Below are 12,565 nucleotides of genomic sequence, written 5' to 3'. Positions count from 1 at the left end.
TGCAGCCTAAAACTTGTAGGTCAACCCCAGGTACGCCAGCCGCCCGGCGTAACCGCCGGTGTAGAAGCGCGCCCGCGTGTCGTCGCCCAAGTGCTGGCGCGACTCCTGCTTGGTCAGGTTCAGCACCGACGCGGTGAGGCTGAGCGCCGGAGTGATGTTGTATGCCGCGTTCACATCGATCTGGTAGTACGGCTCCTCGTACACGTTCAATCCATTGACCAGGCCTTGCACCAGCTCACCGCGGCGGTTGTACGAGGCGCGCAGCAGCAGGCGGTCGGTCTCGTAGAACACGGTGAGGTTGGTCTGGTTCTTGGCGCTGCCCGGCATCGAGGTCTTGCCGACCTCGGTGCCGTCCTCCAGCCGCACCGCCGCCTTGCTGGCATCGTTGTAGGTGTAGTTGAACTGCACGCCGAGGCCGGACGGCAGCGTGTGCTGCGCGTACAGCTCCACGCCCTGCGACACCGCATCCTGGCCGCCGGCCTGGGTGCTGTAGTTCTGCACGGTGACCGCCTGGCCGTTGATCATCATGTTCACGTCGCTGATCACGTCGACGGCGAAGTTCTCCACGTTCTTGCGGAACAACCCCACGCCCGCCACCGAGCCCGGCTGGAAGTACCACTCCAGTCCCAGGTCGAACTGGGTGGCCTTGTACGGCTCCAGGTTCTTGTTGCTGCCCGAGCCGTACCAGCCCTGCTCGCTGGCGCCACCGGTCAGGCGCCGGTCGGCCACGTACTCGGGGCTGTAGTACTCCAGGCTGCCGGGCGCGGCGATGTCGTTGTAGCTCGGGCGTGCGATCACCTTCGAGGCCGCCGCGCGCAGCAGCAGGTTCTCGGTCAGGTCGTAGGCCAGGTTGAAGCTGGGCAGCACGTCGGTGTACTTGCGGTCCAGGCCGCTGACCACGAACGACTCGGTGCGCTGCTGCGTATCCGACAACCGCCAATAGCCCTCGGTACCGCAGTAGGTATCGGCCGGCGCGCCGGCGGGCATGGCAGCGCCCTGCTGGCAGGCCAGCGGGTTGCCGTCGGCGCCGTCGAAGAAGTAGTCGTTGTACGCGGTCACCTTGTCGGTGGAATCGGCATGCTGGCCGGTACGCGCCACCCGCACGCCGACGTTGCCGCGCAGGCGCTCGGTGTGGAAGTTGAGCTGCAGGTAGGTCGAATAGATTTTCTCGTCGACGTTGTAGACGAAGTTGTCTTCGCTACGGGTCTGCATCGCGCCGTAGGTGTTGTTCAAGTAGCCGATGTAGCCGGGGAAGTTGATCGCCGGGAACGCGCTGGACCTGACCCCGCCGGCCAGGTTGTCCATCGAGAACAGCAGGTCCGGCGAGAACTGCGTGGCCAGCGCATTGCAGCGCCCGTTCCAGTAGCGGTTGTTGTAGTCGCTCGGGTCGGTACCCGGGCACACCCAGTAATTGTTGCCGGTGTTGCGGTGGACGCCGCCGTCGCGGCGCTTGAGGCCGAACTGCAGCGAGTCGAAGAACTCGCCATCGATATGCCAGGTGGTATCGATCTGCGCGTACTGCTGCTGATTGGTGTTGCGGGTCCAGGACGAACTGGTCGAGCCCAGGTCGACCTGCAGGATGCCGTCGCGCAGGTTCTGCATCAGCTCCGGCGAGAAGGTCATGGTCGGCGTGCCGGTCAGGTCCCAGGCGCTGGCGAAGTTGCCGTTGCTCCAGCTGCCGTCGGCGTTCTGCCGGCGCGGCTTGATCGGCAGAGAGAACTGCAGTTCCGGCCCGCCCTTGGCCCAGGTGCGGCCGGCCTTGAACGACACGTCCACCTTTTCGCCACGCCATTCGCCGCCCAGGTCCACCGTCTGCGACAGCGATTTCTCGATGTTGTAGCTGCCGGTGATCTGCGGCGTCGGCACCGTGCAATCGTCCGAGCCCCAGCCGCCCGGCGGCAGGCCGGCAGCCGCGGCCTGCGCCTCGCTGCAGTAGTAGGTCTTGCCCGGATGCAGGCTGTAGCCGGCGCCGGTGACGATGGTGCCGCTGGGATCGAACTGCAGCCCGTCGAGCAGCCGCCCGCCGCGCCAGTTGCCGTCGCCGTAGTAGCGCGCGATGTTCCACTCGGGGATCTTGACCGTGTTGGTCTGCGAGTTCTGCGACAGGTCGAAGCGGAAGTAGTTCGCGGTCAGGGTCAGGTCGTCAGTGGGCTTGAACTGGAAGGTCAGCTGGCCGCCCTTGCGCTCGCGCTCCTCCTGCTTGACATCCAGGCTGACCGCCGTGGGCATCATGAAGCGGGTGTAGTACTTGCCGTTCTGGTCCCAGAAACCGGTACCGCCCCACCAGTTGGCGTTGAAGTCCGACCGATTGCCGTTCACGTCGACCGCCGGGCCGCCTTCGTCGCGCCCGTACCACTGCCAGCTCTCGGTGCTGGCATTGAGCGTGCGCGCGGTGCGCTTCTGCTGCGTGTAGCCGACAAACACGCCGAAGCGGTTGTCCTGGTCGTGCCACGAGTACGAGCCGGAGAACTGCCCATCGGTCTTCTTGCTGCTGTCCGACCACACGCCCTCGGCAGAGACGAAGCCGGAGTTGGGCTCCAGCTCCAGCGGGCGCCGCGTCTGCAGGATCACGGTGCCGCCGATGCCGCCTTCGTCGATGCGCGCTTCCGGCGTCTTGTACAGCTCGGCGCTGCCGAGCAGGTTAGACGGCAATAGCGTGTAGTTGAACGAGCGCGTCGGGTCGCCGTTGGACTCGGCGGTGGCGATGTAGTTGCCGTTCAACTCGGTCAGCACCAGCTCCGAGGACAGGCCGCGCACGCTGACGTTCTTGCCTTCGCCGCCGTCGCGGGTGATGACCACGCCGGGCACGCGCTGCAACGCATCGGCCACGTTCTTGTCGGGGAACTTGCCCACGTCCTCGGCGGTGATCACGTCGACCACGGCGTTGGCGTTGCGCTTCTGCTCCAGGCTCTTCTCGATCGCGTAGCGGTAGCCGGTCACCGTCACCGCGTCCAGGTCCTTGGCCTGCAACTCGGCCTGGCCCGCAGGCGCCGGCGTGCCGTCCGCCTGCTGGGCGAAGGCGGTGGTGGAGGCGGCCGTCGCGAACAAGGCGATGGCGATACCGGCGGACAGCGTGCTGCGCTTGCGCGCGGATGGCATGCACTTCATTTCAATCATCCTCTCCCAAAGATTGATCGGCTGCGGCGGATGTCCATCGATCCAAAGATCGGGCAAGAACACCGCGCGGTGTGACATGAAAACTCTCCGGCGCCCTTGCGGCGAGCCGGCTTCCCTACGTCTCCCTCCCCCTTCTGCGCAGATGCGATTGGATCGTTCTAATGCAGTGGAAAAATAAGTATCACAGCCCATGCAGTAGCGCATGCTGCCGCGCAACAGGCCTAGTACGTCGTGCGACGTCCGCGGGGTACGGCAGGCAGGACGCGCTCACCGTGTTTGCATGTGGTCACGGCACGGCCTGCCGTGTCACCGGCTGCAGCAGTTCGATCTCGGCCAGCGCCATGTCCTTGCCCGCATCCAGGCGCAGGCGGTACGCGCTGTACGCACCTGGCTTGGCAATGCGGAACGGCCGCAATTGCCGCGCCCAGGCGAATGCCTGCGTACGTCGCTGGTCCAGCGTGGTCCACGCACCGTCTCCGTTGCGCCCTTCCAGCGTCCACGCCAGGCCCGACAAGGCGGCCTCGCCGCTGGTCAGCGTGTAGTGCGTGGCGCGCTGCGGCGCTGCGAAGCGCAACTCGACGCTGGCACCGGCCGGCAGCGGCAGCGCCGTGGTCGCATCGTCGTCGATCAAGGCCCTGGCTTTGGGTTGTCCGTCCAGCGACATCGCAACGGCCTGCGACGCCACATCCTCCAGCCCGCGCGGCGCACTGGCCGGCGGCGTCAGCGACGGCGGCAGCGCGTCCGCGCCGCTACCCCAGCGCGACGGCGTCGCGCCCATCACGAACTCCAGCGTGGCGCCGTCGGCGATGTCCTGATGGCGCAGCCAGGCCTTGTTCCACGGCTTGCCGTTAAGCATGAGCGACTGCACGTACACGTTGCGCCCACTGTTGTTGCGCGCGATCACCACCAGCTTGCGGCCGTTGCCGAGATCGACCTCGGCGCGCGGGAACGCCGGCGAGCCGATCACGTACTCCGGCGCGCCCATCCGCAGCGGATACAGCCCGAGCATGGCGAACAGGTACCACGCCGACATCTCGCCGTTGTCCTCGTCGCCCGGATAGCCCTGGCCGATCTCGCTACCCAGGTACAGCCGGCGCAGCACCTCGCGGGTGAGGCGCTGGGTCTTCCACGGCTGCCCCGCCGCCACGTACATCCACGGCAGATGGTGCGAGGGCTGGTTGCTGTGCGCGTACATGCCCATGCGCACGTCGCGCGCCTCGGTCATCTCGTGGATGACGCCGCGGTAGCTGCCGGCAAAGCGCTTGTCCGCGGTCTCCGGCGTGGCGAAGAGTTCGTCCAAGCGCGCCGCCATGGCGTCCTCGCCGCCCAACAGCCCCGCCAGGCCGGCCGCGTCGTGCGGTGTGGTGAAGGCGAAGGTCCAGGCATTGGCCTCCGTGTAGTCGCCGCCCCACACGCGCGGATCGAACTTCGACGCCGGCGTGCTCCACTGGCCAGCCGGCGTACGCCCGCGGAAGAAACGCGTGGCCGGGTCGAACAGATACACATAATCGGTAGCACGCGCCCGGAAGTACTCGGCTTCCTCGCGGTAGCGCTGCGCCTGCTGCGGCTCTTTTTCCTCTTCCGCCAGCGCTTGTGCCATCTGCGCCAGGCCGAAATCGTTGAGCGCGCCCTCCAGCGTCCACGACAGCCCTTCGTGCACGTCGTTGGCCGCGTAGCCGCGGTACATCGAACGGGCCAGGCCCTTGCGGCCCACGTTCGACACCGGCGGCACCACCGTGGCATTGCGCAGCGCCGCCGCATAGGCTTCGTGTGCATCGAACCCGCGCACGCCCTTCAGCCAGGCATCGGCAAAGGCCACGTCGGAACTGGTGCCGACCATCAGGTCCGCATAGCCCGGCGAGGACCAGCGCGCCACCCAGCCGCCATCGCGGTACTGCTGCAGGAAGCCATCGATCATCGCCCCGGCCTGCTCCGGCGCGAACAACGCATACGCCGGCCAACTGGTACGGAACGTGTCCCAGAAGCCGTTGTTGACGTAGACCTTGCCCGGCACGATCGGCGCCGCGGTGCGCTCTGCATCGCCACCGGTGTTGTCCTTGGACCAGCTGTTCTGGTCGGCATGCCGCCAATCCGGATGCGCCGCGTCGCCGACGTTCTCGTGGGCGATGTTGGGATACAGGAACAGCCGATACAGATTGGAGTACACGGTGACCCGCTGGTCATGGCTGGCGCCCTGCACCTGCACCCGCCCCAGCACCGCGTCCCAGGCCTCCTGCGCACGCGACTGCACCACCTCGAACCCGGCGTCGCCGATCTCCTGCTGCAGATTGCGTTGCGCCTGCTCCACCGAGATCAGCGAGGTGGCGATGCGCATCACCACCGTGCGATCCGCGCCCGGTGCGAACTTCACGTAGCCGGTCGGCCGCCCCGTGGCGATCTTGCCGCTGGTGATCCACGGACGGTCGAAGCGCGCATATACGAACAAACGCGTGGCGCCGTTGGACAGGCCGCTGCGCGTGTCCGAGTAGCCGCGCAGCGTCTGCGTCGCCGCGTCCAGGGTCAGCCCGCCGCGTGCATCGACGTTGTCGAACAACAGGTTTGCATCACCGCCCTCGGGAAAGCGGAAGCGGAAGATCGCCGCCCGCTCGGTCGGCGTCAGCTCCGCGCGGATGCCGTTGTCGAACTCCACCCGGTACAGATGCGGGCGCGCCTCCTCGTGGTCATGACTGAACGACAACGCACGCTTCGTGCGGTCCGCCTCCGGCACCCCGCGCGTGGACGAGGGCATCACCTGGAAGGTCTGGCGATCGCCCATCCACGGGCTGGGTTCATGGCTGATCGACAGCGCCTGCAAGCGCGGTCGGTTGTCGTCGCCGTTCTGCTCGTTCCAGCGGTACAGCCAGCTCAGCGTCCCCGCATCGGTCGCCGGCACCCAAAAATTGAAGCCATGCGGCATCGCCGTGGCCGGGATGTTGTTGCCGCGCGAGAACGTGCCGTTGGACTGCGTCCCACGCGTGGTCACCACCTCGTCGCTGGGCCGCCGCGCCGGCTGCGGCGCTGGCTCGCGGCGCACCACGACATCATCGATCCAACCCGACGCCACCTTGCCGGCACCGGGCTGCACCTGCAGCTCGATCGCGCGAATACGCTTGCCGCGCAAGGCCGCCACATCGCCCAACCGCACCTGCTTGAGCGCCCACTGCTGCGGATACAGCGTCTTCGACGCCGCCTGCCCCGCCGCACCGACCAGCGCACCGTGCTGATCCTCCACGCCCAAGTCGGACAGGCGGTGCCCATCGTCGAACAGCAGATCCACCGCCACTCCGGTCGACGCCACCGTATCGCCGTCGACGATCTCCGGCAGCACCATCCACGACAGCACCGTGTCCTGCTCCACCGGCAGATCGACCGCAAACAGCTGCGCGCGTCCGGCCGCAGTGGCGCGATAGTGCAGCGCATGCGGCCCCGTGTAGCCCATGCCAGCCTTCGCCGCGTAGGGCTGCTCGGGGCCATTGCCGATGGCGACCTGGACACCTGTTTTGTCGGACTGCGTAGCCGACGCAGGCGCAGGTTCGCCCCGCTCGAACGAAGACGCGAAGCCGGGATCGGCCGCGCATGCCGCGCCGGCACCCACGCACAACAGCGCCGACACAGTGACGGACGCCAACCACCGACGTGAAGACTCAGGCAGATGCGCGAAGCGCGGGCAGATTGACATGGCAGGCTCCCCAACTTTCTCGGTCGGTTGTGCCGCGACGCGTGGCGTCACGCACCTCCGGTGGCAACGGCGTGCAGTCAAGGCACGCAACGTGGACCGGATCGGCCCGAAGGATCGCAGCTCAAGTCGGCGTCCGACACCGCTTCATGACCGCAGTTGCATGCGGACAGAAGAGCAGGTCTCAGCAAACGTGTAGCACGCGATCCCTATCTACCGTTTTCCCCAGGATGCGCTGCATCAACGGCTTTGGATCGATCCAACCGAGCTAGAAGTAGCACGCCTTTTGCAGAGTTGCATGCTGCTGCGCAACAGTTCGGTTGCGAATCGACACGCGATCCGGCGTCGATCGCGTTACGTCGAATACGAAGAGGGATGACGCTGAACGTCCCGCGACGAGGAGCGATCGAAGGCGATAGAGCGCCCTGCCTGACCGACCATCAGCGGCTACACTGGCAAGCGCTGGATCGCTCCACATACACAGGGGGTTTTAAATGAAAATGGCCACACTCGCAATTTTGGCTGGACTGCTGGCAACGTCGAGCGCACTCGCCGACACAACACGCTGCTCGACGGACTCGTACGGCAACACCACGTGCCGCGGCGACGACGGAAGCGTGACGCGCACCAGCAAAGACTCCTACGGCAATACCACAACCCGTGACGACCAGGGCAACGTGATTCGCTGCTCCTCGGACTCGTACGGCAATAAAACCTGCCGCGGCGATGACGGAAGCGTGACGCGCAGCAGCACGGACTCGTACGGCAATACCACGACCCGTGACGACCGGGGCAACACAATTCGCTGCTCCTCGGACTCGTACGGCAACAAGACCTGCCGCGGCGACGACGGAAGCGTGACGCGCAGCAGCACAGACTCCTACGGCAATACCACGACCCGTACCGATTAGGGCATTGCAGTTCGCGGCGCGACGCACTCTTTCGGCAACACGACGTGTCGCGAAGACAGGGGCAGCGCAACGCGCTGCACCGTCAGCTTTGGCATTGCCACTTGCCGACAAGCAGCCTGACGCTGCATTCAAGCCGACGCCACGTTGCGGCGCGGCTTGATCCAGCAACATCCCTCCGCGCAATGGCCCGTTGCGCCTAGCCTCTTCCTTGATCGAGGCTCCGCGGCGGCGTGCGTTGAGTATCAGAAGCTTGCGGAAGCTGGGATCAGGAAACCATGGGGCAACGTACATCTCCCGCTCCCTCTGTCTTGGACGTTGCCCTATGGAAATCGAGGCGGCAAGCGCAATCCGATCCCAATGTTCCCGACCGTCACGCGGCGGTAAGCGAATGAAAAGCGATAGAGCACGACCTGGTTGACTGTCTATCAACGGCTACAATCGTCAGCGCTGGATCGCTCTACACACTCAGGGGGTTTCAAAATGAAGATGGCCACACTCGCACTTTTGACTGGACTGCTGGCGACGTCGAGCGCACTTGCCGACACACGCTGCTCGACCGACTCGCTCGGCAACAAGACGTGCCGCGACAGCGACGGAAACGTCAGCCGCACCTCGACTGACTCCCTCGGCAATACCACGACCCGCGACAGCCAGGGCAACACGGTTCGCTGCTCTACGGACTCCTTGGGCACCACCACTTGCCACGACAGCAACGGAAACACCAGTCGCGCCTCGACAGACTCCCTCGGCACTACCACGACCCGTGACAGCCAGGGCAACACGGTTCGCTGCTCTACGGACTCGTTGGGCACCACCACTTGCCGCGACAGCAACGGAAACACCAGTCGCACCTCGACAGACTCCCTCGGCAATACCACGACCCGCGGCCACTAGGGCAACACGGTTCGCGGTTCGACGGACTCCTTCGGCAACACGACATAGCGCGACGACAGGACAACGCAACGCACTGCAGTACGACAGCTTCGGCGTTGAGACTTGCCGGTAAGCGGCCCAACACTGCATTCAAGCCGACGCCGCTCCGCGGCGCGGCTTCACCTGGCAACGGCCTTCCGAGCAACCGCCAGCTGCGCCGCGCGGCTTCCTTTATCCACGCTTCGCGACGGCGTGCATTGACGATGTTCCTAAGCTTGCGGACTAGGCCAGGTTGCATCTCGCCTGCATGGATCTTTGGACGTTACCTGGCGGAAACTGATGCAAGTAGTTGCACGCTGGCCTTTACTTCCCCAGCACGCACGGCTGCGCAACGCTCACTGACCAGCATCGCCCCACTAGCTGGACATCGGCCACATTGCGCGTCACCACCGGCGAAGGCCGACTTTTGCGCAGCGCGCGCGAGGCGGACGTGTGGCGGCGGCCTGCCGAACCTCGGTCCCTCAACCCGGTGCCAGCAGCCGCTCGCGCAACCAGTTGCCCGCCGGCCCCAGCGGCCGCCGGCGCGACCAGACCACATCCACCGCCACCCGCTGCGGCCAGCCCGGCACGGCCAGTTCCACCAGGCGCCCCTGGCCGAAACGCGTCACCAGCCAGAGCGGCAGCTCGGCCCAGCCGAACCCCTGCACGGCCATGTCCAGCAGCAGCAGATAGTCCGGCGCCGACCAGCAGCGTCCGCGGCTGTCCGGCAGGCGACAGACCTGTTGCGATGGCTGGGTCACGGTGCTCAGGCGCAGCAGCCGATAGGGTGCAAGGTCGGCCGCCGTGACCCGCTGCAGCGCCGCCAGCGGATGATCGGCGGCGACATACAGGCCGAAGGTCCCCAGGCCATCCAGCGTGGCCGCCTCGATGTCCGCCGGATACGGCGGCTGCGCGGCCAGCAAGCCCAGGTCGGCCCGCCACTGCACCAGGCTGAGCACATCGGCGTCCTCGGCGATCAGGCATTCGAACTCGAGCTCCGGATAGCGCCGGTCCAGCTCCACCAGTAGCGCCTCGTAACGGGTGGGCTGGTAGGTATCGGAGATCACCAGGGTCAGGCGCGGCTCCACGCCGGCGGCCAGTTGGGTGGCGCGGCTGGCCAGGCGGTCATGAGCCGAGAGCACCGCGCGGGCCTGATCGAGCAGTTGCTCGCCGGCAGCGGTGAGTCGTGGATAGCGCCCCTGCCGATCGAACAGCACGACCCCCAACTCGTCCTCTAGGCGGGCGATGCTCTCGCTGATACTGGACTGGCGCTTGCCCAGCGTCCGGGCGGCCGCACTGAAGGAGCCGGCCGCGGCAGCTTCGACGAAGGCTTCGAGGGCGTCGGCATTGGGGTACATATCGGCTAGCCCTATGGAACCTACTTTGATCCACCCAGCTTAGCCGATGAGACTGGCGGCCTGTCCATCAGGGAGAAGCGCCCATGTCCAGCCAGCTGACCCAGCGTCCCGCCAGCGCCCGGCTACTGCACGCCGTGCTGTTCGAAGGCTGCGCCGTCCTGCTCAGCGCCCCGACCCTGGCCTGGCTGCTGGACCGTTCCCTGGCGCACATGGGCCTGCTTGCGGCAGTCTTCTCCGCCATCGCCATGCTCTGGAACCTGGTCTTCAACCTGGGCTTCGATCACCTGCAACGGCGCCTGGGCTTCGTGCGTGGCATCGGGGTCCGCCTGCTGCATGCCCTGGGCTTCGAAGCCGGGCTCATCGTGGTCCTGGTGCCGCTGGCCGCGTGGTGGCTGTCCATCGGACTTTGGCAGGCCCTGCTGCTGGATCTGGGGCTGATCCTGTTCTTCCTCCCCTACACCCTGGCTTTCAACTGGCTCTATGACCTGGGGTACGCAGCCTGGCTCAGGCGCACGAACGCCACGTGCCGGGCGCAGTGCTGAGGTCTGCTATGGTCGAAGGACCGCAGCGGCTCAAGGATGAAGACAGATGCCCTGATACGCGTGGCTGATCCTGCGGGTCGCCATTGGCTCAGTTGTCGGCGGCGTGTGCGTGCTCAAGGACACCGCGGCATGCCCTCCCTTGCGCTGGAAGCGACTCCCTCGAGCATCCACTGCTGCGTGTTCGAGGCAGCCCAGGATGGCGGCCGCAGCAAGCAGCGAGATGTCCTTCCGCAACTGATCAGCCTGCACGTCGGCGATGGTGGCGACAGCGCGCGCCAGCATCTCTTCGATGACCCGCTCGGCGGTCGACACATCGCGGATCCGCTAAGCCGTTCGATGCGGGCGGCGACACCGCGACTCCGGCCTCAGTCGACCGTCATCACGATCTTGCCTTGGACGTGCCCCTGCTCCGCGCGTTCGTGCGCCTGTCGTGCCTGCGACAGCGCGAAGGTGCTGTCGATCGCCACACGCACCGTGCCCGCGTCGAGAAGTACGGCGAGCTCGCCGAGTTGCGCGCCGGTGGAACGCACTTGCGTGGTGGACACCGTCACGCCCAACGCCGTCGCCGCATCGTGCCCATCGAAGCCGAGCGGGAAAATGGGAAACAGTGCACCGCCACGCTTGAGTGTGCGCAGGAACTTTCCGGCGCTGGCGCCGCCGACCGCGTCCACCACCAGGTCCACGTCGTGCAGCACATCCTCCGGCGCCGTCTTGGTGTAGTCGATGAAGGTCTCGGCGCCCAACCCGCGCACGGACGCCTCGTGCTTGCCGGAGGCCACCGCGATCACGCGCGCGCCTTGCCACCTGGCCAGTTGCAGCACGAAATGGCCGACGCCGCCGGCCGCTCCGTTGACCACTACCGTCTTGCCCTGCAACGGTACCGGCACATGCGGCATGGGCTGCAGCGGATTGGCCACGTCGTGGCCCTGCGCGATCAGGAACTGCCACGCTGTTAGCAGCGACATCGGCGCGCCCGCGGCATGCACGTGGTCGATCCCGGCCGGCTTGAGCGCGACTTCGCTGGCGGGCACGGTGACGTACTGCGCATACGCCTGGCTGCCGCCGGCCAGTCCGCTCGGAAAGCGCACCATCGCGTACACCGCGTCTCCTAGCGACAGCCTGTCCACATCCTCCGCCACCGCCGCGATCACCCCGGAAACGTCCGTGCCCAGGATCAGCGGGAACGCCACCGGCGGGCGCCACTCCGGCGGCAGGCGGCTGTAGCCCTCGCGCAGGTACAGGTCGGGCGGATTCAGCCCGATGGCATGAACCCGGATGAGCACCTCGCCGGGCCGCAGCACGGGCCTGGGCGCGTCCTCGTAATGAAGCACGTCGGGGCCGCCGAACTCACGCTGGCGGACCGCTTTCATGGTGGTCTGTGTGTCTTCGGCGCTGTACATGGCGTATCCTGATCGGAACAGTGCCCCGAATATACGGAGCACCGCTCCATTTGTAAAGGATAACATGCGCGCCGACGCCCAGAAAAACTACCAACGCCTGCTGGACGTGGCCCGCGAGGCCCTCGCCGAATCCGGCGCGGACACCTCGCTGCGCGACATCGCCCGCCGCGCCGAAGTCGGCCTGGGCACCTTGTACCGCCACTTCCCCACCCGCGAAGCGCTGCTCGAAGCGCTGCTGCGCAACGACTTCGAGGACCTGGCGACCAAGGCCGACGCCCTGCGCACGGCAACGGCCTCGGACCAGGCCGTGCTGGAATGGCTTGAGGAGATCATCGCCTTCACCCACCGCCAGCGCGGCATCCTCGCCCCGATGATGTCCGCCATCGAAGACGAATCCTCCGCACTGCACGCCTCCTGTGTTCGGCTGCGCGCCGCGGGCGCCGCCCTGCTGGCGCGCGCCCAGGCGGACGGCAAGGCCCGCGCCGACATGGATGGCGACGAGTTGTTCGACCTGATCGCGGCGCTGGCCTGGCTGCGGGAACAGCCGTCGCATGCAAAGCGCTCCCAGCGCCTCTTCGAACTTGTGACCGGGGCTATCCTTGCTCAGCCCGCAACGCCTTCGGCGAGGTCGCAGGCTCGGCACCGGTAA

The 12,565-nt window shown here is 66.6% G+C and carries 9 protein-coding genes; 3 read left to right on the top strand and 6 right to left on the bottom strand.

The genetic code is table 11. The features are described 5' to 3' along the window. Positions 1-6: 6 nt before the first annotated feature. Positions 7-3,108: a TonB-dependent receptor gene (locus tag ACP93_RS14745; RefSeq protein ID WP_048491429.1), complete on the bottom strand. Its 3,102-nt coding sequence runs from the start codon at positions 3,106-3,108 to the stop codon at positions 7-9. Positions 3,109-3,403: 295 nt separating this feature from the next. After that, a complete protein-coding gene (locus tag ACP93_RS14740) occupies positions 3,404-6,745 on the bottom strand; it encodes a GH92 family glycosyl hydrolase (protein ID WP_204243698.1) in 3,342 nt (1,113 codons plus the stop codon). Between the two features lie 542 nt (positions 6,746-7,287). On the opposite strand from ACP93_RS14740, the gene ACP93_RS21890 reads away from it, so the two are divergent. After that, the gene (locus tag ACP93_RS21890; RefSeq protein WP_131721660.1) at positions 7,288-7,704 is read left to right on the top strand and encodes a hypothetical protein; all 417 of its coding nucleotides are present in this window, start codon (positions 7,288-7,290) and stop codon (positions 7,702-7,704) included. A gap of 425 nt (positions 7,705-8,129) precedes the next feature. On the opposite strand, the gene ACP93_RS21535 is transcribed toward ACP93_RS21890, so the two are convergent. Together ACP93_RS21535 and ACP93_RS14725 are read right to left on the bottom strand one after the other, a co-directional pair. After that, positions 8,130-8,555, bottom strand: coding sequence for a hypothetical protein (locus ACP93_RS21535; protein ID WP_131721659.1), 426 nt, complete (start codon positions 8,553-8,555; stop codon positions 8,130-8,132). A gap of 543 nt (positions 8,556-9,098) precedes the next feature. Beyond that, entirely contained in the window at positions 9,099-9,974 is an 876-nt protein-coding gene (locus ACP93_RS14725; RefSeq protein WP_048491426.1) for a LysR family transcriptional regulator, read from the bottom strand. Positions 9,975-10,057: 83 nt separating this feature from the next. Between ACP93_RS14725 and ACP93_RS14720 the strand changes: the two genes are divergently transcribed. Beyond that, positions 10,058-10,516, top strand: coding sequence for a multidrug/biocide efflux PACE transporter (locus ACP93_RS14720; protein ID WP_048491425.1), 459 nt, complete (start codon positions 10,058-10,060; stop codon positions 10,514-10,516). Between the two features lie 30 nt (positions 10,517-10,546). Here ACP93_RS14720 and ACP93_RS22510 read toward each other — a convergent pair whose 3' ends face one another. Then, positions 10,547-10,828, bottom strand: a complete 282-nt coding sequence (locus ACP93_RS22510; RefSeq protein ID WP_048491424.1) for a hypothetical protein — start codon at positions 10,826-10,828, stop codon at positions 10,547-10,549. Between the two features lie 53 nt (positions 10,829-10,881). Continuing rightward, a complete protein-coding gene (locus tag ACP93_RS14710) occupies positions 10,882-11,916 on the bottom strand; it encodes an NADP-dependent oxidoreductase (RefSeq protein ID WP_048491423.1) in 1,035 nt (344 codons plus the stop codon). Positions 11,917-11,980: 64 nt separating this feature from the next. Here ACP93_RS14710 and ACP93_RS14705 point away from each other — a divergent pair, with 64 nt between their 5' ends. After that, on the top strand, positions 11,981-12,565 hold the full coding sequence (locus ACP93_RS14705; RefSeq protein WP_048491422.1) for a TetR/AcrR family transcriptional regulator: 585 nt from the start codon (positions 11,981-11,983) through the stop codon (positions 12,563-12,565).

Origin of the sequence: Xanthomonas sp. NCPPB 1128, assembly GCF_001043115.1 — a bacterium.
In the GTDB taxonomy this organism is placed as follows: Bacteria; Pseudomonadota; Gammaproteobacteria; order Xanthomonadales; family Xanthomonadaceae; genus Xanthomonas_A.
This window is presented reverse-complemented; position numbering and strand designations above follow the sequence as displayed.